The sequence below is a fragment of the Pseudomonas rossensis genome (assembly GCF_039888995.1).
GTDB lineage: Bacteria > Pseudomonadota > Gammaproteobacteria > Pseudomonadales > Pseudomonadaceae > Aquipseudomonas > Aquipseudomonas rossensis.
The window spans coordinates 25,220-46,993 of the sequence record NZ_JBBWCB010000017.1; the positions used below are offsets into that span (position 1 = coordinate 25,220).

General features: G+C 58.6%; 16 protein-coding genes and 3 pseudogenes. 14 read left to right on the plus strand and 5 right to left on the minus strand.

The window, feature by feature from the left end; all coding sequences use genetic code 11:
• Positions 1-45: 45 nt before the first annotated feature.
• Positions 46-522, minus strand: a complete 477-nt coding sequence (locus WLY71_RS07295) for a PAS domain-containing protein (protein WP_347803030.1) — start codon at positions 520-522, stop codon at positions 46-48.
• Positions 523-675: 153 nt separating this feature from the next.
• Between WLY71_RS07295 and WLY71_RS07300 the strand changes: the two genes are divergently transcribed.
• Positions 676-1,131: a flavodoxin gene (locus WLY71_RS07300; RefSeq protein ID WP_347803031.1), complete on the plus strand. Its 456-nt coding sequence runs from the start codon at positions 676-678 to the stop codon at positions 1,129-1,131.
• On the opposite strand, the pseudogene WLY71_RS07305 reads toward WLY71_RS07300, so the two are convergent.
• A pseudogene (locus WLY71_RS07305) lies at positions 1,112-1,618 on the minus strand (LysR substrate-binding domain-containing protein); the annotation flags it as partial. The gene WLY71_RS07300 and the pseudogene WLY71_RS07305 sit on opposite strands and share 20 nt — an antisense overlap.
• Between WLY71_RS07305 and WLY71_RS07310 the strand changes: the two are divergent.
• From WLY71_RS07310 to WLY71_RS07330, 5 genes and pseudogenes are all read left to right on the plus strand, one after another.
• A pseudogene (locus WLY71_RS07310) lies at positions 1,607-1,747 on the plus strand (CidA/LrgA family protein); the annotation flags it as partial. The pseudogenes WLY71_RS07305 and WLY71_RS07310 overlap by 12 nt on opposite strands.
• Positions 1,737-2,423 carry an LrgB family protein gene (locus WLY71_RS07315; RefSeq protein ID WP_347803032.1) on the plus strand — a complete coding sequence of 229 codons (687 nt, stop codon included), beginning with the start codon at positions 1,737-1,739 and terminating at the stop codon, positions 2,421-2,423. The pseudogene WLY71_RS07310 and the gene WLY71_RS07315, both read left to right, overlap by 11 nt.
• 146 nt (positions 2,424-2,569) lie before the next feature.
• A complete protein-coding gene (locus WLY71_RS07320; RefSeq protein WP_283182993.1) occupies positions 2,570-3,352 on the plus strand; it encodes a class II aldolase/adducin family protein in 783 nt (260 codons plus the stop codon).
• Complete coding sequence (locus WLY71_RS07325; protein WP_347803033.1) at positions 3,352-4,254, plus strand: alpha/beta fold hydrolase; 903 nt, start codon at positions 3,352-3,354, stop codon at positions 4,252-4,254. The genes WLY71_RS07320 and WLY71_RS07325 overlap by 1 nt, the downstream gene beginning before the upstream one ends.
• Before the next feature lie 112 nt (positions 4,255-4,366).
• Positions 4,367-5,278, plus strand: a complete 912-nt coding sequence (locus WLY71_RS07330) for an SDR family oxidoreductase (protein WP_347803034.1) — start codon at positions 4,367-4,369, stop codon at positions 5,276-5,278.
• A 380-nt stretch (positions 5,279-5,658) separates the two neighbouring features.
• On the opposite strand, the pseudogene WLY71_RS31300 reads toward WLY71_RS07330, so the two are convergent.
• Positions 5,659-6,123, minus strand: a pseudogene (locus tag WLY71_RS31300) (N-acetylmuramoyl-L-alanine amidase); the annotation flags it as partial.
• A 670-nt stretch (positions 6,124-6,793) separates the two neighbouring features.
• Between WLY71_RS31300 and WLY71_RS07340 the strand changes: the two are divergent.
• The 4 genes from WLY71_RS07340 (at position 6,794) to WLY71_RS07355 (ending at position 15,266) form a co-directional block, all read left to right on the plus strand.
• On the plus strand, positions 6,794-8,587 hold the full coding sequence (locus tag WLY71_RS07340) for a DUF1302 domain-containing protein (protein WP_347803036.1): 1,794 nt from the start codon (positions 6,794-6,796) through the stop codon (positions 8,585-8,587).
• Positions 8,588-8,610: 23 nt separating this feature from the next.
• Complete coding sequence (locus tag WLY71_RS07345) at positions 8,611-9,978, plus strand: DUF1329 domain-containing protein (RefSeq protein ID WP_347803037.1); 1,368 nt, start codon at positions 8,611-8,613, stop codon at positions 9,976-9,978.
• A gap of 140 nt (positions 9,979-10,118) precedes the next feature.
• A complete protein-coding gene (locus tag WLY71_RS07350) occupies positions 10,119-12,674 on the plus strand; it encodes a LuxR C-terminal-related transcriptional regulator (protein WP_347803038.1) in 2,556 nt (851 codons plus the stop codon).
• Positions 12,675-12,863: 189 nt separating this feature from the next.
• Entirely contained in the window at positions 12,864-15,266 is a 2,403-nt protein-coding gene (locus WLY71_RS07355) for a dermonecrotic toxin domain-containing protein (protein WP_347803039.1), read from the plus strand.
• An 86-nt stretch (positions 15,267-15,352) separates the two neighbouring features.
• Here WLY71_RS07355 and WLY71_RS07360 read toward each other — a convergent pair whose 3' ends face one another.
• Positions 15,353-16,150 (minus strand): IclR family transcriptional regulator, encoded by a 798-nt coding sequence (locus WLY71_RS07360; protein WP_347803040.1) that lies wholly within the window; start codon positions 16,148-16,150, stop codon positions 15,353-15,355.
• 164 nt (positions 16,151-16,314) lie between these two features.
• On the opposite strand from WLY71_RS07360, the gene hmgA reads away from it, so the two are divergent.
• Genes hmgA through maiA form a run of 3 tightly spaced genes read left to right on the plus strand, consistent with a single transcriptional unit; the run spans position 16,315 to position 19,575 of the window.
• Positions 16,315-17,619, plus strand: coding sequence for a homogentisate 1,2-dioxygenase (gene hmgA / locus WLY71_RS07365; protein ID WP_347803041.1), 1,305 nt, complete (start codon positions 16,315-16,317; stop codon positions 17,617-17,619).
• A 3-nt stretch (positions 17,620-17,622) separates the two neighbouring features.
• Positions 17,623-18,927 (plus strand): fumarylacetoacetase, encoded by a 1,305-nt coding sequence (gene fahA, locus WLY71_RS07370; RefSeq protein WP_347803042.1) that lies wholly within the window; start codon positions 17,623-17,625, stop codon positions 18,925-18,927.
• Between the two features lie 12 nt (positions 18,928-18,939).
• Positions 18,940-19,575, plus strand: a complete 636-nt coding sequence (maiA, locus tag WLY71_RS07375) for a maleylacetoacetate isomerase (RefSeq protein ID WP_347803043.1) — start codon at positions 18,940-18,942, stop codon at positions 19,573-19,575.
• A 97-nt stretch (positions 19,576-19,672) separates the two neighbouring features.
• Here the strand turns inward: maiA and WLY71_RS07380 are convergent, their stop codons facing one another.
• Complete coding sequence (locus WLY71_RS07380) at positions 19,673-20,476, minus strand: SirB1 family protein (RefSeq protein ID WP_347803044.1); 804 nt, start codon at positions 20,474-20,476, stop codon at positions 19,673-19,675.
• Between the two features lie 183 nt (positions 20,477-20,659).
• Between WLY71_RS07380 and WLY71_RS07385 the strand changes: the two genes are divergently transcribed.
• A complete protein-coding gene (locus WLY71_RS07385; RefSeq protein ID WP_347803045.1) occupies positions 20,660-21,679 on the plus strand; it encodes a Glu/Leu/Phe/Val dehydrogenase family protein in 1,020 nt (339 codons plus the stop codon).
• Positions 21,680-21,774 lie beyond the last annotated feature (95 nt).

The window sequence follows — 21,774 nt, forward strand, 5'->3', positions numbered from 1 at the left end:
GACAGAAATAGTTACAAAGTCACTGGTGATTGTAGTTAATGACAATCAATTCTTCGTTTTGTTTTCGCCGTTCGTCGCTTTTAGTGCGGCAAGCTCGGCCTGGACCTCAGCCAATTGCGCCTCCAACTGCGCCACTCGCTGCTGCGCCTTGACCTGTACGGTGACATCTTTCTGCACACCGACGAAATAAGTCTGTCCGTCGTCGGGGTTCTTCACCGTCGAAAGGGACAGCTCGTTCCAGAACGGCGTGCCGTCCTTGCGATAATTCCTGAGGATTTCCCGGCAGGAACCGCCACTGCTCAAGGCCTCGCGAATCAACGGGAGAGCTTCCTGGTCGCGGTCCCCGGACTGAAGAAAACGGCAATCCTGGTAGAGGATTTCTTCGCTGGTGTAACCCGTCAGGCGTTCGAATGCCGGGTTGACGTAAATCAGGATGTTGTCCTGCTCGCCTTCCTTTTCGGCAATCACGATGCCGTCATTGGAAGCGTTGATCACCATTTGCAGCAGGTGGGCGTTAATCATCGGAGAGTCCTTTCCAATTTGATTGTGGGATGCATTCTAAAAGAACACTGAGAACTTTCTACTGGCCACCAGCGTTAATTGAGAGTCAATCGCAGCTTTTTTGCCACGGCTGTTAATATCCCCGTCTTTTTACTCAGCTTCAGGATCAGATTGATGAAAGTCGCCATCCTTTCCGGCTCGGTGTACGGCACGGCTGAAGAAGTCGCCCGCCACGCCGCAAATATTTTAAAAGCTGCGGGTTTCGAAGCCTGGCACAACCCGCGTGCAAGCCTCGCCGATGTTCAGGCCTTTGGTCCCGAAGCCTTCCTGGCGGTGACCTCGACCACCGGCATGGGCGAGTTGCCGGACAACCTGCAACCGTTGTATTTCGCCATTCGCGACCAGTTGCCTGCTGCCTGGCGTGGCTTGCCGGGCGCCGTGATTGGCCTGGGCGATGCGAGTTACGGCGACACGTTTTGTGGCGGCGGCGAGTTGATGCGCGAATTGTTCGGCGAACTGGGCCTACGCGAAGTCCTGCCCATGCTGCGCCTGGACGCCAGCGAAAGCGTGACGCCGGAAACCGACGCCGAGCCTTGGCTGAAGGAGTTGGTCAGCGTTCTGCGGGGCTGACCGGTCGCTCGCGCAGTAGGGCGAGCCAGGCTTGCGCGGCTTTTGACAAGTACGCGCCCTGACGCCAGATGAAGGCGATATCCCAACGCAGATAACCCGGTGCGTTCAAGGTCAGGCGCACCACACCTGGCCGCACCAGCCCGTGAGCCACCACGCGCGGCAAGAGCACCACACCTTGACCGGCAGCCACCAGCGCCGCAAGAAAGTCAGCCTGGCCGCTGCGACCACCTTCCTTCGGCGTAAACTCCCGCTGCAGGCAGGCTTGCAGCAAGCGGTCGTTGAGCACGAAGCTGCGCTGATACAGCAGGAATGGCATGTCGGCCAATTCCTCCAGCCCAATCACAGTCTTAGACGCCAGCGGATGATCGGCCGGCAGCAGGGCATCCAGCGGTTCATCGCAGAAAGGCTGGAAGGCGAACTGCGGGTCCTTCGTCAACAGGCTGCCACCCAGTTCCAGCTCTCCACTCAAAACGGCCTGCTCGATTACGGCAGTCTGCTGCGTAGCGACGGTTGGCGAATTTTGCTGGTGATCGGCGTCAGCACGTTGATGGTGATGCTGGTGACCGCCTTTACCGTGGAACTGGTGGTGCGGTGGAGGAGGTCTCGTGAAGCTTGAGCTGATGCCGATGTTCTGGCTGGCCTTCACGCTGCTGGCCTATCTGTTCAGTCGCTGGATCTATCGGCGCACCGGGCGCTATGTGTTGTCGCCACTGATTCTGGTTCCAGCCTTGCTGTTGGCGCTCGCTGTGCCGCTGCACACCGCGTATGCCGAATACTCGAGCAACACCCATTGGCTGATGCTGGTGCTGGGGCCGGTTACCGTCGCTTTTGCACTGCCGATCTGGCAGCAGCGGCAGATGCTGATGCGGCATTGGTCGGCGTTGTTGCTTGGGATGCTGGCGGGCAGCGCGGCGTCCATCGGCAGTTCGTTCGGGTTGGCCAAGGCGCTGGCACTGGACAGTTCGGTGACGATGTCGCTGGTGCCGCGCTCGATCACCACGCCTTTTGCCATGCCACTGGCCCAGGACCTGGGCGGCGTATCGGAACTAACGGCGGTGTTTGTGATGTTCACCGGGGTGTTCGGGGCGATGCTCGGCGGCATTCTGCTCAAGTGGTTGCCCCTGCGCAGTGCCTTGGCTCGAGGGGCGCTGTTTGGTGTCGGTGCTCACGGTGCCGGGGTCAGTCGAGCACATGAAGTGGGGGGTGAAGAGGGCTCGGTGGCGGGGTTAGTCATGGTTCTGACGGGGCTGCTGAATCTATTCGCCGCACCATTGTTGGCGGCAGTACTTTGACATGGATCCAGGTTCGTTGGCGTACTGACTCGCTAGGCCATCAAGCTGGCTGCCAATGCAACTACACGATCCCCGGGGGGGACTAGACTGTTGTAACGTCGGTAAACAATAGAAACCCCAAGAATAAAAATTAGAGGTTCCTTGCCGTGAACGTAGCCCCCGTCCAATCGCCACACAGTGTCAAAGACCAGGTCAGTGCCGCCGAGTGGCAGACCCGCGTCGACCTGGCCGCCTGCTATCGTCTGGTTGCCCTTCATGGCTGGGATGACCTGATTTTCACCCACATTTCGGCCAAGGTCCCCGGTACCGAAGACTTTCTGATCAACCCGTTCGGGCTGATGTTCCACGAGATTACCGCGTCGAGCCTGGTCAAGGTCGATCAGGCCGGCAACAAGCTGATGGACAGCCCTTACGAGATCAACCCGGCCGGTTACACCATCCACAGCGCGGTGCACGAGGTTCGTCACGATGTCGTCTGCGTGCTGCACACCCATACCGCGGCGGGTGTCGCGGTGTCGGCGCAGAAACAAGGTATTTTACCGATCAGCCAACAATCATTATTTGTCCTGTCCAGCCTGGCTTATCACGCCTACGAAGGTGTTGCGCTTAACCATGAAGAGAAGGCGCGACTGCAAGCCGACCTCGGCGAAAACAATTTCCTGATGCTGCACAACCATGGTCTGTTGACCTGCGGCGCGACCATCGCCGACACGTTTCTGATGATGTTTACCTTCCAGCGTGCCTGCGATATCCAAGTGCTGGCGCAGAACGGTGGCGCCGAATTGATCGCCATCGAACCGCAGATTCTGGCGGGCGCCAAGGCGATGATCGCCGGCGTCACCAAAAGCGCTCAAGGGATGGGCGGCGCGCTGGCCTGGCCGGCGCTGCTGCGCAAACTCGATAAACAAGACGCGGGTTATAAACTCTAATGGCACTCGCCGAGATCCCCCTGTGTGTCTGGCGCAAACGCGGCCAGACGTTCGTATTCCGTGGCCAGACCATCCGCTACTGGACGGCGGGGCAGGGTGAGCCACTGTTGCTCATTCATGGCTTCCCCACCGCCAGTTGGGACTGGCATTACCTTTGGCAGCCGCTGACCCAGCGCTATCGGGTGATTGCCTGCGACATGCTCGGCTTCGGTGATTCCGCCAAACCGGTGGACCACGAATACAGCCTGCTGGAGCAGGCCGATCTGCAACAGGCCTTGCTGGCACATGTGAAAGTCGAGCAGCCGGTGCACCTGTTGGCTCACGATTATGGCGACAGCGTGGCCCAGGAACTGTTGGCCCGGCATTACGAAGCGCGCATTCATATCGCCAGTTGTGTGTTCCTCAATGGCGGCCTGTTTCCCGAAACCCATCGCCCGGTGTTGATGCAAAAACTCCTGCTCAGCCCCTTGGGCTGGATGATCGGGCGAGCCTTTTCCCGTGACGGTCTGGTGAAGAGTTTCCAGCAGATCTTCGGTCCGCACAGCAGCCCCACCGAGAGCGAGATGGACGATTTCTGGAGCTTGATCGAGAGCAATCAAGGGCCACGGATCATGCATAAATTGATCGCCTACATCCCTGAGCGGCGTGCCCAGCGCGAGCGTTGGGTCAGCGCGATGCAGCGTGGTGAAGTGCCGTTGCGGGTGATCGATGGTGAGGTCGATCCGATCTCCGGCGCGCACATGGTCGAGCGTTATCGGGAACTGATCCCGAACCCGGACACAGTCTTGTTGCCCGGTATTGGCCACTACCCGCAAACCGAGGCGCCGGGGCAGGTGCTCAAGCACTATCTGGAGTTTCGCGATCAGATGATTTCACCGCCGCGCAAGGCCGCTTGTTCCTGATTATCCCCCTGCCTTATCGCGCACCATTCAGCCTCACCCCAGTTCATTGTGACCCGCATCGCCGTGCCTGACACTCGGACTTATTGTCCCCTGGCCTGCTGGAGTCCCCCCAATGAATGAGTCTGTGCGCTTCGAAGATAAAGTCGTGATCATCACGGGTGCTGGCGGCGGCCTGGGCCGGGCCCACGCGCTGCTGTTCGCCAAACAGGGCGCCAAAGTACTGGTCAACGATCTCGGCGGCTCGGCTCAGGGCGAAGGCGCAAACGCTTCGGCGGCCGACCGGGTGGTGGCCGAAATTCGTGAGGCCGGTGGCATCGCCGAGGCCAACCATGACTCCGTCACCGACGGCGACAAAATCGTTCAGAACGCGCTCGATACCTTCGGCCGTGTCGATGTAGTGGTCAACAACGCCGGGATCCTGCGGGACAAGACCTTCCACAAAATGGAAGACGGCGACTGGGACCTGGTTTACCGCGTCCACGTCGAAGGCGCCTACAAAGTTACCCGTGCCGCCTGGCCGCACCTGCGCGAGCAAAACTACGGCCGCGTCATCTTCACCGCTTCGACCTCGGGCATTTACGGCAACTTCGGCCAGTCCAACTACGGAATGGCCAAACTCGGCCTCTACGGCCTGACCCGCACCCTGGCCATCGAAGGCCGCAAGAACAACATCCTGGTCAACGCCATCGCCCCCACCGGCGGCACCCGCATGACCGAAGGCCTGATCCCGCCGCAAGTCTTTGAACAACTCAAACCTGAACTGGTCAGCCCGCTGGTGGTGTACCTCGCCAGCGAGAACTTCCAGGAAACCTCCGGGCTGTTTGAAGTCGGTGGTGGATGGATGGGCAAGGTGCGCTGGGAACGAAGCCTCGGCGCCGGTTTTGATCCGCGGGTCGGTTTCTCACCCGAAGATGTGGCGGCGCATTGGCAACAGATCTGCGATTTCGAAGGCGCGGTGCATCCGCAGGACAACCTTGAAGCGCTGAAGGAAATGATGGCGAATTTGCAGAAGTATTCGATTTAATGGAAACCAGCAAGGTCACCGCTCTTGACCTTGCTGGTTCTTAATAATCGGTCCCGACATCTGGTTTGCAGCGGTGATCAAGAAAAATACTTGTGAACCAATGCCGCCAGATTCGCGGCCGTTTGCGCATCCATGATCCCGTCGTACGTTTCCGGGCGAAAGTGCAGCTGAAAGGCCCGAACCAGGTGTGTGAAGCCTTGTTCGGTTGACGCACCGGAAACGTCGTACCCGTAAGTCTTGAACAGTTTGAGCAAATCGCTTCGGGCTGGAATGCCGGTCTCGCAATATTGCTGCTGATAGGTATTTCGGGTGGCATCGTCGAACCAGGCACCGACGCCTTTCAAGTAAAGGGCATGCCAGGGGAATTTCGGCCCTGGGTCACTCTTGCGGCCGACAGCAATATCCGAGTGCCCCAGAACAAGGGTCGGGCTGATATCCGGGTAACGTTCAAGGATGTTTAACGCCAACTCCTCAATGGCGGCAATTTGTTCTGGCTGATACGGCGGAAAGTTGAAAACCCCTTGGCTAAACGTTGCAAGGTTGACGATTTCAACGCCGATAGACGTGTCGTTCAGATTGCTTCGATTGCCCCAGGTACTGACGCCCGCATGCCACGCACGCTTGGTTTCGTCGACGAGATTGAAAACTTCCTGCCCGGTATAACCTGCTTTCAAGTAGCTCGGATCGGTGATGTCGGGAACCAGATAGTGGGCGCTGACATTCGGGCCGGTGAGTGCATTCACCGAACTGGAGAAGTTGCCGGCTGTGTAGTGAAAGATCAGAAAACGTACTCGGGTGTTGAAAATTTTGGTGGAGCGGTATTTGTTGTAGTCAATAGGCTTCATGAAAAGATTGCTCGCAATGAATTAGGTTAGAGTCAGCGTGCAAAAGAACGGCTGACTTGTTTTTAACCTTAATCGCGAGGGCGCTTCGCGTGATTACAGAACTATGTAGTCGCTTTCCGAGAGGTGTGTAGGTAAATAGAAAGTTAGAGTGGATTAAGTAATGGGCACCACGTTTACTTCATGCAACTCTTCGCCACCGTCACAAAACCACCGCCCATAAAAAAGGCCGCTGCAAACGCAGCGGCCAAAGTAAGACGATTGATCAAGGAGCAATAAATCAACGTCAGTGAACACAGGGCGATGAGTCGAACATCTTCAATTCATCTGAAGTCTGTCGCCAATGACATGGACGGGGCACTCGCCATTGCTTCGTGCTTTCCGGCCGTTTGCCGTGAAAGCCCGGCAAGAATAAGGCCTTGAGCCCAAAGGAAAAATAGCGATTCATGACATGAACTGTTGCAGCATGAGTAACAGTGCTGACAGACCCCTCCCACACGCCGTGCGTTGCGTTGATAACCCCCCATCCAGCCCATCCATAACCCGCGCAAAACCCCGTCCCATGCGGGCATTCATCCTTTGGAGGTACATCGCGAATACCTCCTTGGTGCGCTTATCGCTCCCAACGTGCGGCAGTAGGGTGGGGCCTTCTGTCACTCACCGGGGAAGACGCATGACAAAAACAACAATGCGCGCCATCTTCACGCCGCAAGCGCTCGCCGCTGCGGTTGCCTTGGGTTGCTGCGCCCAGGCGCAGGCTGTTTCATTCAACATTGGGGAAATCGAGGGGACCTTTGACTCTTCGCTGTCCGTCGGTGCGAGCTGGGGCATGCGCGATGCCGACAAATCCCTGGTGGGCGTCGTCAATGGCGGGACCGGCCAGTCTTCGACGGGGGATGACGGGCGGCTGAACTTCAAGAAGGGCGAAACCTTCTCCAAGATCTTCAAGGGTATTCATGACCTCGAACTGAAGTACGGCGACACCGGGGTGTTCGTGCGTGGCAAGTACTGGTACGACTTCGAACTCAAGGACGAGGATCGTGAGTTCAAACCGATCAGTGACAGCGGTCGTAAAGAAGGCGCCAAGTCCTCCGGGGCGCAGCTGCTCGATGCCTTCGTCTATCACAACTATTCCATCGCCGATCTGCCGGGCACTGTGCGCGCCGGCAAACAAGTGGTCAGTTGGGGTGAAAGTACCTTCATCGGCAACTCGATCAACAGCATCAACCCGATCGACGTTTCAGCGTTCCGCCGTCCTGGCGCCGAAATCAAGGAAGGCCTGATTCCGGTGAACATGCTGTTCGCCTCCCAAGGTCTGACCGATCAGCTCTCGGTGGAAGGTTTCTATCAACTGGAGTGGGACCAGACTGTCGTCGACAACTGCGGCACCTTCTTCGGCAACGACGTGGTGGCGGATGGTTGCAACAAGAACTACACCGTTGCCAGCCCGGCGATCGCACCGTTGCAACCGATCGCTGCAGCGTTTGGCCAAGGCTTCGAGGTCGGCAGGGAAGGCGTGATCGTCCCACGTGGCGGTGACCGCGATGCCCGCGACTCCGGGCAATGGGGCACGGCGCTGCGCTGGCTCGGCGACGACACCGAGTACGGTCTGTACTTCATGAACTATCACAGCCGTACCCCGACGGTCGGCACCACCACTGCCGGTCTGACAACGCTGGCACGGATCCCGGCCATCGTCGGTGCCGCCAACAGAATCGCGCCGGGCACCGGTTCGGCACTGGCCCAGAGCGTGATGCTCGGTCGCGGCCAGTACTACCTCGAATACCCGGAAGACATTCGTCTCTACGGCGCGAGTTTCTCCACCACCCTGCCCACCGGCACCGCGTGGACTGGCGAGATCAGCTATCGCCCCAACGCTCCGGTGCAAGTCAACACCAACGACCTGACCCTGGCCTTGCTCAACCCGATCGCAGGCGGCGCGGCATCGCCTATCGCGACCACGCCAGGTGCCGACAACAAAGGCTACCGCCGCAAGGAAGTGACGCAGGTCCAGAGCACCCTGACGCACTTCTTCGACCAAGTGCTGGGCGCCCAACGGCTGACCCTGGTTGGCGAAGCGGCGGTGGTGCACGTCGGTGGCCTGGAGTCGCGATCCGAATTGCGTTATGGCCGTGACTCGGTTTATGGCCAGTACGGTTTTGGCGGCAATACCGACGGCTTCGTCACCTCGACCTCCTGGGGCTACCGTGCCCGGGCGATCCTCGATTACGCCAACGTGATCGGCGGGATCAACCTCAAACCCAACCTGTCCTGGTCCCACGACGTCGCCGGCTATGGCCCCAACGGCCTGTTCAACGAAGGCGCCAAGGCGGTCAGCGTCGGGGTCGATGCCGACTACCGCAACACCTATACCGCGAGCCTCAGTTACACCGATTTCTTCGGCGGTGACTACAACACCCTGGAAGACCGCGACTTCCTGGCACTGAGCTTCGGCGTGAACTTCTGATCTGGCTGAGAAGGATGATTTTAATGCGCAAGATGATTCTGCAATGCGGCGCCCTGGCCTTGAGTCTGTTGGCTGCCAACGTGATGGCGGCGGTCTCGCCTGAAGAAGCCAACAAACTGGGCACCAGCCTCACGCCGCTCGGCGCCGAGAAGGCCGGTAACGCTGATGGCTCGATCCCGGCGTGGACCGGTGGCATCCCGAAAAACGCCGGTGCGGTGGACAGCAAAGGCTTCCTGGCTGACCCGTTCGCCAGCGAAAAACCGCTGTTCATCATTACCCCCGCCAACGTCGACAAGTACAAGGACAAACTCTCGGAAGGTCAGGTGGCGATGTTCAAGCGCTACCCGGAAACCTACAAGATCCCGGTCTACCCGACCCATCGCACCGTGGCCGTGCCACCGGAGCTTGTCGAGTCGGCCAAGCGCTCCGCGCTGAGCGTGAACAGCATCAACGAGGGTAACGGCCTGGCCAATTTCACCGGCAACCGCTACTACGCGTTCCCGATTCCGAAGACCGGCGTCGAGGTGCTGTGGAACCACATCACCCGCTATCACGGCGGAAACCTGCGACGCATCATCACTCAGGTGACCCCGCAAACAAACGGCAGCTACACGCCGATCCGCTTCGAGGAAGAGATCGCCGTACCGCAACTGATGAAGGACCTGGACCCGGAAAAAGCTGCCAACGTGCTGACCTTCTTCAAGCAATCGGTGACGGCACCTGCGCGTCTGGCGGGTAACGTGCTGCTGGTGCACGAAACCCTCGATCAGGTGAAAGAGCCGCGTCTGGCGTGGATCTACAACGCCGGCCAGCGCCGTGTGCGTCGCGCACCACAAGTGGCTTATGACGGGCCGGGTACTGCCGCTGACGGCCTGCGCACGTCCGACAACTTCGACATGTTCTCCGGCGCACCGGATCGCTACGACTGGAAACTGGTCGGCAAGAAGGAAATGTACATCCCTTACAACAGCTACAAACTCGACTCGCCGAGCCTCAAGTACGATGACATTGTGAAAGCCGGGCACATCAATCAGGACCTGACCCGTTATGAATTGCACCGGGTCTGGGAAGTGATCGGTACGGTCAAGCCGAGCGAGCGACACATCTACGCCAAACGCCACATGTATCTCGACGAAGACAGCTGGCAAGTGGCGCTGGCGGACCATTACGACGGTCGCGGTCAGCTGTGGCGAGTAGCCGAGGGTCACGCTCAGTACTACTACGATCACCAGACCCAGGCCTACACGCTCGAAGCGCTCTACGACATCATTGCCGGCCGATACATTGCCTTGGGAATGAAGAACGAAGAGAAGCACAGTTTCGAATTCGGCTTCGAAGCCAAGGCTGCCGACTACACGCCATCGGCCTTGCGCGCCGAGGGCGTTCGGTAAGGGTTTTGATACATCGACAGTACAAAAGGCGACCGAGTGGTCGCCTTTTTTATGGCTGCCAATCAGCGTGCTGAATACTTCTCAACAAGCGGGTTAGAGAGGGCTAGGGTTGCCGGACAATTATAAAAAGGCACGCCGTAATGACCGCCATGATCCCGTGTCTGGACCGTTCTGGATTCCTGCCCCGTCTGTCCACTCATCACCAGTCACGGGTTCGCTTGACCGAGCCGTTACTGGCCTCCACGGCCCGGGTGAAATTACTTTGCGCGCCGGCCGGCAGTGGAAAGACAGCGTTGCTCGCCGAATGCCTGCTGCAGGCACCGCCGCAGTGCCGCGTGTTCTGGTTGCCATTGTCTGGCACGGAGTTGAGCGCGGTGGATTTTCGTCATCGTCTGACAGAAACGCTGGGGTTGGCTTCGTCGGGCGAATCCGATTTGCTGGGGTATCTGTCACGATTGCAGACGCCGACCTGGCTGTTTCTCGATGACTATTGCCGCGTCCCGAACCCCGAATTAGACCTGCTGCTGGATCGCATGCTGGCGGTCAGCAGCCCGATGTTGACCTGGTGGCTGGGTGCTCGCCGCCGGCCGCCCTGCAACTGGCCACGGCTGTTGCTCGACGATGAGTTGTACGAGTGCGAAAGAACTTCGCTGGCTTTCACGCCAGGTGAAGTCGAGCAGATACTGCAGCCCTGGGTGCCGGAGCAGGCCAGCAAGGTGGCCAGTCGGATCATCCAGCGCACCGGTGGTTGGTGTGCCGGCGTGCGGATTGCATTGCTGCACAAGTGCGACTGGTCGCGTCAGGACAAACCCCTGGGACGGGCGGACACCTTGCTCGATTACCTGGAGCATGAGTTGTTCAGCTCGCTGACGCCTGAGTTGAGCGAGGCCTGGCGCGTGCTGGCCCACTTGCCCCGCTTCAATGCCCGGCTGTGCGATCACCTGTTCGGGGCCGGAGAGGGCGCTCAGTACTTGCGGACCTTGCAAGCGCTGGGCTGTTTTATCGAACCTTGGGGGGACTCCACCGATTGGCTGCAGATATTCACCCCGTTCACGCAGTTGTTGCGCGATGAGCAATGGCCGGCGGGACGTTCCTGGCATCGGCGTGCCTGCCAATGGTTCTGTACCGAACAGGACTGGAAATCGGCCTTCGAACAGGCATTGCTCGCCGAGGAATACGAAGTGGCGGTCAGCCTGTTGCAGCACTTCAGTTTCGAGCATTTGTTCGAGGAGCAAACGGTGGTGCTGTTGTTGCGTTTGCATGAGCAGCAAGGCGAAGAACTGACGCTGGGCAGTCCGCAATTGGTCGGATTGATTACAGCTGCGCTGTTATTCGCCGGACGTTTCGAACAGGCGACTGCCTGTATCGCTCATTTGGCGCATTTCACGCCTCAACCCTCGGCGGTGCTTCAGCGTCAACTGATTGCACGTTGGCAGGCCCTGCAGGGTTGGTTGCTGCATTTACAGGGACGAATGGAGGCTTCGCGCGCGCACTTTCTTGACGCGTTGAGCGCGCTCGATCCCGAATGTTGGACGGCACGCCTGATGTGTTTGTCCGGTTTGACGCAACAGGCATTGCTAAGGGGCGAACTCGACGTGGCGCAAGCCCACAACCGCGAGGCGCTGTGCCTGGCGCGGGCGCAAGGTTCGCTGGTGTTCGAGGGCCTGATGGAGCTCGATCATGCGCAATGGCTGGAGCAGCGTGGCGCCCCGGCTCGCGCCGAGAGTTTGTTGTTCAACATACATGGACTACTCTGCCAGCAGGCCGACCGGCCCGCGCCGTTGCTTGGGCGTATCGCTTTGCGACGTGGGCGACTGGCGTTAACCATGGGCCAGGATGAACACGCGCGCGAGTGCTTTCAGCGCGGTCTCGAGTTGTGTCTGCGCAGTCACGACAAGCGTGTGTTATATGGCTTTCTTGGTCTCGCGCAACTGGCGGCCAATCAGGGTGATTACACCCAGGCGTTTGTCCAATTGCGCGATGCTGAACGGCTGATGCAGCAGCGGCAAATTCCGGATACCGTCTATCGTGGCGTCCTGTTGCAAGTCAGCAGTCAGTTCTGGTTGCAGCAGGGGCGACCGCAACTGGCCCATGAGGCACTGACGCGGGTACTGCGTCATTATTGTGGGCCGCAGGCTCGCCAAGCTCCCCCGGCAACACTGGAGCTTATTCCGCGGATTGAGTATCTGTTGATTCTGGCCGAGGTTTATCTGCAACAGCTCAACAACGCCGCAGCGTTGCTTCAAACTCTGATCGACAATGCGCACGCCAACGGTATGTACGCCCTCGAAGCGGAATTGCATCTGGCGCGGGCCGAAGTGATCTGGCTTCAGGGTGAATCGCATCTGGCCAATGCAGCTTTGCAAGAAGGGGAGCAAATGATCAGCCGTTGCCAAGGGCGGCAAGCGTGGCGCGAGTTGCAATTGCGACAACCCCAGTGGTTGCGTACATCTGCAGCGGAGGTGTCGATCACCGAACTGTGTGTTGAGGCTCACAGTTCCAGTCCCCTCAGTAAACGGGAACTTGAAGTTTTGCAGTTGATCGCACAGGGCAACTCCAATCAACAGATTGCCGATGTATTGTTCATCTCGTTACACACAGTAAAAACTCACGCCCGTAGAATTAATGGAAAGTTGGGGGTTGAACGCAGAACGCAAGCTGTGGCCAAGGCTAAGTTATTAGGTATGTGCTCGTAAAGTTGCCTGTATTTGATGTTGTTTATATGTACTTGCTCGTGTGTGTTTTTATTTCCGGTAATAAGTTGTTCGTGTTTATAATATCTTGTGTTTTTTGGTCCGTGTTGCTTTGCATTGTTCTGGAGTAAGTTTGCGCTAAGTGCTTTGACGCCAAGTCAGGCATAAACGTGTTAACAAAGGACGATGAATATGAACAGTTTATTTGATGCAAAGACGTTGATTGCCAATGCAAGACCCTCGTGGCTGGACGGAGTAACTCAGAATGATCGCGAACTCTATTTAGCGCATGAAGGATGGCTGGTTGCGAGAGAGAGTGAGTTGAAAAAACAGTTGGGACACTTCAGTTCGCTCAAAGACTATGCCCGTAGTACTGCCAATCAGCTCATTAAACTGGAGTTTGACCAGGACCTGGATGCCGATGAAATTGTGTGTAATGCCCGTTATACATTCCAGGTGGGAGGGCGGAAGATCGAGCAGGAAGATACTCGCACCCTGACCGAGCAGTTTATCTACGGCCTTTACGAGGAGGGGCAAAGGGCCAAACTCGTATTCAAGGGTGACGGACTTCCCGCCGAGCTGAATCAGGAATGGTTTGAAGAGATGATGACCAACGATGCCCGGGCTGCCTACGGTGCCCAGTTTCGTTCTCTGTATCAGCGTCAAGAAGTCATGCAAGCCTTGAAGAACGTCATGAGCCAGCGTCTGTTGCTGAGTGCGTTGGCTGCTCGCCATCAGGGGCACATCAACGACAAGAACTTCGCGCAGATTGTCTCTGCCTTGTACGGCGACCAGGCATTCACCATTGATGGCGTGCGTCTCATCGACAACACGCGTGCGCTTCAGCAGTTGATTCTGGTCGCAAGACTCGATGGTCGGGGCGATTTCTTGCTATATGCGCCAGGCTCACCAGGTGGACAGGACTGGTACGAAAGCAAGGATCTGCCAGGACTAGGTATGCGGGTTGGCGGATGGACAAAAGACGGCAAAGGTCGGGACTACCTGACCTGGCAGTCCCACGCTGTGGATCGAGAAGCCATTGCTACCTATCTGAAACAGGTCGAACGTCTGCCGAGGACCTGGAAGGGAGTGAGCCTGGTTGCATCACCTTTCAAAGGTACTGAAGTACTGACCGCCATCATTGAAAACATTCGCGCCTGGCGCGTGGCCGAGGAAGAGTCCCGGACACCTTACGGTTATCGCACGGCTTCCGACGATCAACGCCAGAACTTTGCCCGCACTCGGTGCGAACTCAAGGCCTTGCAGGTCATTGCCACACGTGAGGGCGGTTTCATTCCCTACGGCAAGTTCTGCTTCGATCTGATTAAACAGCGTATCGAGCAAGTGCTGGCTGAAAGGGGGGAGCGGGCAACGGTCAATCCTGATCGCATCTTTGTATCCGTCAGTTCGCAAGTGGTTATGACGCTGACCGAACTGATCAGCACCGAAACGCATTTTTACGCCGATGAAAAACAAACGCCTTGGAGCTATCCGCGATTTACCCTGGAACATGATCATCCGCCGATCAGCAAACTTGATATCCGGGATATTGCCGGCTGGTCGCGTACGCTGCGCCCGGGCGAAAAGTACATCGAAATGCTGCGTTCGAAGCATTTGAATAGAAGCCATCCCGAGGGTGCGCTTAAACGAATGGTTCACCTGGAAGTCCAGCGCCGCCAAATGAAAGTGGGGGTGATGCAGGAGCGTTTTAACGGTCGTTTGACTGCCGAGCAGTATCGGCAACTGATGAATGTGATTGAAGCCCTGGAAAAAATTGACACACGACCGAATCTCATGGCTGAGTATCCGAGAGATCTTCGCTTCAGCGCAATGTTCAAGTTGCATTTGCGAGACAAACTGGTGGTCGGCGTTTTCGTTTTCCGATTGGTCATTGGTGATCGGATTGAGGAGTTCCTGTATACGCCTGACGCACCTGACGGCCGACTGATTCGTCCGCATTCGGAATTTGTATCCGCCGTCAAGAAACTCAAATTTGGCAACTATTTCTATGACCGGGTTCGTTATAAGGATCAGCGGGTGGTGGGTACGTACATCACCGATCTGGAAGAGATTGACAACTTCAATGAGGCCCCGGTTCTGCCACGCAACAGTCGCGTCAGAGACTTGGGCAGCAGTTATGACGATCTGATTAATCGCACGATTTCCGATGTCGATGAAAAGACCGAAAGCCTTGACGAAGTCATCTTCAAGCTGGTGTTCGGCGCGGTGCAGGCTGCGGCCGCCGTTGTCAGCGTGGTGATTCCGCCGGTGGGTATTGCAATGAGTGTGGTGTTGTTCAGCAAAAGTGTGCTGGATGGTGCCGAAGCCTATAACGACGGAGATCGCGCCACTGCGGCAACGCATTTTCTGGATGCACTGATCGAACTCGCGTCGCTGGGTAAAGCCGGTTACAGCAAGACCCAGCCAACCAAGTTGCAGCAGGACTTTATCGGATTGTTGGGCGATGTGTATTCGATTCAGAAGTTTTACAGCCAGGCGACCGGGCAACAGAAATTGCCTTTACAGGCGCTCGAGGCCATTCAAGCTATTCTCGATGATCCACAAGCCCTCGACAGCAAAACGCGTCTGCTGTAACGGCTGAGACAAACGGGATAAGTACCTTGTATTCATCGATCAGGAAATTGGCGTAATACGTTGAATTCCATTGTGCTGCACAAATCTCATGTCGATGAATCCTGGATCGGCTGATACCCCATCCGCCAGCTCACGGCCCGGGTCGCCGCCAGCAAGCGCTGTGCTGCCGGGCCGTTTTCGTCGGCGTGAAACAACGACGCCGGGCCGACAATGGTCAGCACTGCGGCGATCTGTCCGACCGCATTGAATACCGGCGCCGACAAAGCATCGACCCCCGGCATCAGCAAACCATGCACATGATGCAGACCGCGTTCGCGGATCTGTTCGCACAACGCCTTATAGGCCTGATCATCCGCCAGCGCATGGGTCGACACGCTCTGCAGTTCCTGCTCACGCAAGTCCAGGGTTTCACGCTTCGGCAGATAGGCGCCGAACACCAGCCCTGTGGACGAACTGAGTAACGGCAACACCGAACCCAACTGCGTCACCACCGTCACCGCGCGCACCGCCGGTTCGATGTGCACCACCGTCGCGCCCTGATTGCCCCACACCGCTAAAAAGCAGGTTTCATTCAGATCGTCACGCAACTCGGCCAAGGGCAGGGCGCCGACTTTCAGTACGTCCATACTGTTCAGTGCGGCGAGTCCGACACGCAAGGCTTCGCGGCCCAGACCGTAATGGTTGGTGGCAGCATTCTGTTCAGCAAAACCGCTGGCAATCAACGCCTGCAAATAGCGGTGAACCTTGCTCGCCGGCATCTGCACGTGTTCGGCCAGGCGCGACAGTGAAGTCGATGGCGATAACTCGGCCAAGGCCTTGAGGATGTCGGTGCCGACCTCGGCCGAGCGGACTTTCTGTTTATCGTTGCTGCGCGGCGTTTCCATGGAGGCGGTCTGATCCCGGGACGAATGGGCGTCTTTATAGCTTGACGGTCAATACCAATCAAATTACGTTAAGCGTAATCGAATTACGATAAAAATAACCCAGGCGTGCCGAGACCTCTTCAATGGAGCGACGGGCCATGCCTACTCCCTGTTCAGGAGGCTCCATGAACCTCGATTCAACGGCGCCAGCGCTGGTTTATCAGTCCGGCTTCGGCAACGAATTCAGCAGCGAAGCGTTGCCCGGCGCACTGCCCGTCGGCCAGAACTCCCCGCAAAAAGCCCCTTACGGTCTCTACACCGAACTGTTCTCCGGCACGGCGTTCACCATGGCCCGCAGTGAAGCGCGGCGCACCTGGATGTATCGCATTCAGCCGTCGGCCAATCACCCGGCGTTCGTCAAACTGGATCGGCAACTGGCCGGCGGCCCGTTGGGTGAAGTGACCCCCAATCGCCTGCGCTGGAATCCGCTGGACATCCCGACCGAGCCAACCGATTTCATCGACGGGCTGGTGAGCATGGCCGCCAACTCGGGCGCGGAAAAACCGGCCGGGATCAGCATCTACAGTTACCGCGCCAACCGCTCGATGGAGCGCGTGTTTTTCAACGCCGATGGCGAACTGCTGCTGGTACCGGAGCTGGGACGTCTGCGCATTGCGACCGAGTTGGGCGTGCTGGAACTGGAGCCACTGGAAATCGCCGTGCTGCCACGCGGTCTGAAATTTCGTGTCGAACTGCTCGACCCGCAAGCCCGCGGCTACATCGCCGAAAACCACGGTGCGCCGCTGCGTCTGCCGGACCTCGGGCCGATTGGCAGCAATGGTCTGGCCAATGCCCGGGACTTCCTGACCCCGGTCGCGCATTACGAAAACCTCAAACAACCGACCACGCTGGTGCAGAAGTTCCTCGGCCAGTTGTGGGGCTGCGAGCTCGATCATTCGCCGCTGAACGTGGTCGCCTGGCACGGCAATAACGTGCCGTACAAATATGACCTGCGCCGTTTCAACACCATCGGCACGGTCAGTTTCGACCACCCGGATCCGTCGATCTTTACCGTCCTGACGTCGCCGACCAGCGTCCACGGTCTGGCCAATCTGGACTTCGTGATCTTCCCGCCACGCTGGATGGTCGCCGAGAAAACCTTCCGTCCGCCGTGGTTCCACCGCAACCTGATGAACGAATTCATGGGCCTGATCAAGGGCGAGTACGACGCCAAGGCCGAAGGCTTTGTGCCCGGCGGTGCGTCCTTGCACAGTTGCATGAGCGCCCACGGGCCGGATGGCGAAACCTGCACCAAGGCGATCAACGCCGAACTCGCGCCAGCGAAAATCGACAACACCATGGCCTTCATGTTCGAGACCAGCCAGGTGCTGCGCCCGAGCCGTTTCGCGCTGGATTGCCCGCAACTGCAAAACAACTACGATGCCTGCTGGGCCACGCTGCCCGCCACTTTCGACCCGACCCGGAGATAACCCATGACTCAGACAACCATCACTCGTAGCTGGGTTGCCTCCGCCAACGGCCATGCTGATTTCCCTCTGCAGAACCTGCCGCTGGGCGTGTTCAGCGTGAAGGGTTCGGCACCACGCAGTGGCGTGGCCATTGGCGAACATATCTTTGATCTGGAAGCTGCACTGGACGCCGGGCTGTTCGATGGCGTCGCAAAAACTGCAGTTGAAGCCACCCGTGGCGGCCAGTTGAATGCGTTCTTTGAACTGGGTCGTGAAGCTCGCATTGCCCTGCGCGAACGCCTGCTGGAACTGTTCAAAGAAGGCAGTACCCTGCACGGCAAGATCGAAGCCCAAGGTGCAAAATTGCTGCCACTGGCGGCGAATTGCGAGATGCACCTGCCAGCGAAAATCAACGACTACACCGACTTCTACGTCGGCATTGAGCACGCGCAAAATGTCGGCAAACTGTTCCGTCCCGACAACCCGTTGCTGCCGAACTACAAGTACGTGCCGATCGGCTACCACGGCCGCGCCTCGACCATTCGCCCGTCCGGCACCGACGTTCGCCGTCCGAAAGGCCAGACCTTGCCGGCCGGTCAGACCGAACCGACTTTTGGCCCGTGCGCACGTCTGGACTACGAACTGGAGCTGGGCATCTGGATCGGCCAAGGCAATGAAATGGGCGACTCGATCGCCATCGGTGACGCCGCCGATCACATCGCCGGTTTCTGCCTGCTCAACGACTGGTCGGCGCGGGACATCCAGGCCTGGGAATACCAGCCGCTGGGGCCATTCCTGTCGAAAAGCTTTATCACCAGCATCTCGCCGTGGGTGGTGACTGCCGAAGCGCTGGAGCCGTTCCGTCGTGCTCAACCGGCACGTCCGGAAGGCGATCCGCAGCCGCTGCCGTACCTGTTCGACAAGCGTGATCAAGCGGCGGGCGCCTTCGACATCGAACTGGAAGTGCTGCTGCTCACCGAAGGCCTGCGCGAGCAAAAACTGCCGGCCCATCGCCTGACCCTCAGCAACACCCAGCACATGTACTGGACCGTGGCACAAATGGTCGCGCACCACAGCGTCAACGGCTGCCAGTTGCAGGCCGGCGACCTGTTCGGTTCGGGCACGTTGTCGGGGCCTGAGAACGGTCAGTTCGGCAGCCTGCTGGAAATCACCGAGGGCGGTAAAAAGCCGATCGAACTGGCATCGGGTGAGGTACGTAAATTCCTTGAGGACGGCGACGAAATCATCCTGCGTGCCCGTTGCAACCGCGAGGGTTTTGCCTCCATCGGTTTCGGCGAATGCCGCGGCAAAGTGCTGCCGGCGCGCTAAGAGGATCGGGTCATGGAACTCTATACCTACTACCGTTCGACATCGTCCTATCGGGTGCGCATTGCGTTGACGCTCAAGGGGCTGGATTACCAGGCGCTGCCGATCAACCTGATCGCGCCGCCAGGTGGCGAACATCGACAGCCGCCGTATCTGAGCATTAATCCGCAAGGCCGAGTGCCGGCCTTGCGCACTGACGAAGGCGAACTGCTGATCCAGTCGCCGGCGATCATTGAATACCTGGAGGAACGTTATCCACAGGTGCCGCTGCTCTCCAAAGACCTCTCCGCTCGCGCCCATGAGCGTGGTGTGGCAGCGGTGATCGGCTGCGACGTGCATCCGCTGCACAACGTCAGCGTGCTCAACAAGCTGCGGCAGTTAGGGCACGATGAACCGCAAGTGGTGGAGTGGATCGGGCACTGGATCAGCCAAGGATTGGCGACCGTGGAGCAGTTGATCGGCGATGAGGGTTATTGCTTTGGTCCGACGCCTGGGCTGGCGGATGTTTACCTGATTGCGCAGCTGTACGCGGCCGAGCGCTTCAGCATTTCACTTGAGGCGTATCCGCGGATTCGTCGAGTGGCGGCGTTGGCGGCGACGCATCCGGCGTTCATCAAGGCGCATCCGGCGAACCAGCCAGACACTCCTTAAGTCAGAAACAAGATCAAAAGATCGCAGCCTTCGGCAGCTCCTACATTGGGATGGTGTACACCCTGTAGGAGCTGCCGAAGGCTGCGATCTTTTGCTTTTAATGGACGATGGAGTTAGGCGGCAGGTGCCCTAATCGTTCAGTCAGGCGAATCCGCTGAATCGGGTCGTCACTAAGCAGCAGGGCATGCTCCAGGTCAAAGCGCTCGGCGTTCGGGCAATCCAGCCGTTGATAGAGGCTGGCCCGGGCCAGGTAGTCGGAGGCGCTGGCGTTGCCCAGTTCCAGCACACGTTCTGCGTCAATCAGGGCGCCGATGTAGTCATCGTTAGAAAGGTGTAACTGACGCAGGTTGCGCGACAGCCGCTGCAGCATTTGCACTGGCTCGGCGGTGAGCAAATGCTCGGCGCTGAGCTGCATGTTCGGGCCGTACTGGCGTTGCAGCAGTTCCCGGCAATCGTTGGGGTACAACCGACGTCCGCCGCATGGGTCGAGCAGGTGATCGGCGCCCGGTACCCGTAGCAGGAAATGCCCGGGGAAGTTGACCCCGACCATGGGGATTTCCAGGCCTTTGGCCAGTTCCAGGGCAACCAATCCCAGGCTCAGCGGCTGCCCGCGCCTGCGTTCCAGCACTTTATTGACCAGCGCGACTTGCGGACGCAATGGCGTGGAGTCGTCCTGAGCGAATCCCAGGTCATTCATACGCCGTAACAACGGCTGGGCCAACTCGCTCACCGGCAACATCGGCAAGCCATAACTGACCCGTTGTTGCAGGTCCTTGAAATCGTTCAGCACCGCTTCGGGATTTACCTCACTGTCGTGTTCGGCGGCAATCCATAGCGCCGCCTCGAACAGCGCGGGCGGTGAACGTTGCAGACAGTCGAAGAAACATTGGCGGGGGGTCATCAAAATCTCCGGGTAATGCCTCGTTTTAGCCCCGTCTCCGTCATTCGTCCAGTGCCGAACATAGGCGGTTGCAGGTTATGTCCGAAAGTCTGCATGGCGGCGTCGCTTATTCCGGTGCGCTTCTGCAATTTTCGGGCGCAAGCCTATACTGGCGACTACAAGAAGTGATTCGGGAGCCCTACGATGTTCGCTCTCATGCAAAGCACTCGCCTTGAATCCCTGCATCTGAGCGTCGACTCGGTCACCGGGTTGAAGGCGGTCATTGCCATTCATAACAGCCGTCTGGGTCCTGCCCTCGGCGGGTGTCGTTACCTTGCCTATCCGAGCGACGAGTCCGCCGTCGAGGATGCGGTGCGCCTCGCCCAAGGCATGAGTTACAAGGCGGCGCTGGCCGGCCTGGCTCAGGGCGGCGGCGTGGCGGTGATTGTTCGCCCGGTCCATGTGGAAAACCGCGCCGCGCTATTCGAAGCCTTCGGGCGTTGCATCAATCAGCTCGACGGCCGCTACATCACCGCCATCGACAGTGGCACCTCGGTGGCGGACATGGATTGCATCGCCCAACAAACCCAACACGTCACCAGCACCACCTCGGCGGGCGACCCTGCACCGCACGCGGCGATGGGCGTGTTCACCGGTATTCGTGCCACCGCCATGGCCCGGCTGGGCAGCGATAACCTCGAAGGCCTGCGAGTGGCGATACAAGGGCTCGGCAACGTTGGCTATGCCCTCGCCGAACAACTGCACGCCGCCGGTGCCGAGCTGCTGGTCAGTGACATCGATCACGGTAAAGTCCAACTGGCGATGGAGCAACTCGGCGCTCACCCGATCGCCAACGACGCGCTGCTCAGCACCCCTTGCGACATTCTCGCGCCCTGCGGCCTCGGTGGCGTGCTCAACAGCCACAGCGTGACGCAATTGCGCTGCGCGGCGGTGGCCGGCTCGGCGAACAACCAACTGACCCATCTGGAAGTCGCCGATCAACTTGAGCGGCGGGGCATTCTGTATGCGCCGGACTATGTGATCAATTCCGGCGGGCTGATCTACGTTTCGCTCAAACACCGCGGCGAAGATCTCACGACCATCACCGCACACCTGTCGAAAATCAGCTCCCGGCTGACCGAAGTCTTCGCCCATGCCCAAGCGGAAAAACGCTCGCCGGCCCGAGTGGCTGACGAGTTGGCGGAGAAAGTGCTGTATCGATGAGGTTGAACCGATGAAGGAGTGAGGGCCTATCCGGCAGACTTGCTCCCAAGGCTGGCGCCACAAGCGTCAAGCTTGACTGACGCACGCTGACGCGG

What these genes read in the sequence shown, in the direction of transcription:
- WLY71_RS07295 (WP_347803030.1), bottom strand. Translation starts at nt 522, where the DNA reads ATGATTAACGCCCACCTGCTGCAAATGGTGATCAACGCTTCCAATGAC.
- WLY71_RS07300 (WP_347803031.1), top strand. Translation starts at nt 676, where the DNA reads ATGAAAGTCGCCATCCTTTCCGGCTCGGTGTACGGCACGGCTGAAGAA.
- WLY71_RS07325 (WP_347803033.1), top strand. Translation starts at nt 3,352, where the DNA reads ATGGCACTCGCCGAGATCCCCCTGTGTGTCTGGCGCAAACGCGGCCAG.
- WLY71_RS07330 (WP_347803034.1), top strand. Translation starts at nt 4,367, where the DNA reads ATGAATGAGTCTGTGCGCTTCGAAGATAAAGTCGTGATCATCACGGGT.
- WLY71_RS07340 (WP_347803036.1), top strand. Translation starts at nt 6,794, where the DNA reads ATGACAAAAACAACAATGCGCGCCATCTTCACGCCGCAAGCGCTCGCC.
- WLY71_RS07345 (WP_347803037.1), top strand. Translation starts at nt 8,611, where the DNA reads ATGCGCAAGATGATTCTGCAATGCGGCGCCCTGGCCTTGAGTCTGTTG.
- WLY71_RS07350 (WP_347803038.1), top strand. Translation starts at nt 10,119, where the DNA reads ATGACCGCCATGATCCCGTGTCTGGACCGTTCTGGATTCCTGCCCCGT.
- WLY71_RS07355 (WP_347803039.1), top strand. Translation starts at nt 12,864, where the DNA reads ATGAACAGTTTATTTGATGCAAAGACGTTGATTGCCAATGCAAGACCC.
- WLY71_RS07360 (WP_347803040.1), bottom strand. Translation starts at nt 16,150, where the DNA reads ATGGAAACGCCGCGCAGCAACGATAAACAGAAAGTCCGCTCGGCCGAG.
- hmgA (WP_347803041.1), top strand. Translation starts at nt 16,315, where the DNA reads ATGAACCTCGATTCAACGGCGCCAGCGCTGGTTTATCAGTCCGGCTTC.
- fahA (WP_347803042.1), top strand. Translation starts at nt 17,623, where the DNA reads ATGACTCAGACAACCATCACTCGTAGCTGGGTTGCCTCCGCCAACGGC.
- maiA (WP_347803043.1), top strand. Translation starts at nt 18,940, where the DNA reads ATGGAACTCTATACCTACTACCGTTCGACATCGTCCTATCGGGTGCGC.
- WLY71_RS07380 (WP_347803044.1), bottom strand. Translation starts at nt 20,476, where the DNA reads ATGACCCCCCGCCAATGTTTCTTCGACTGTCTGCAACGTTCACCGCCC.
- WLY71_RS07385 (WP_347803045.1), top strand. Translation starts at nt 20,660, where the DNA reads ATGTTCGCTCTCATGCAAAGCACTCGCCTTGAATCCCTGCATCTGAGC.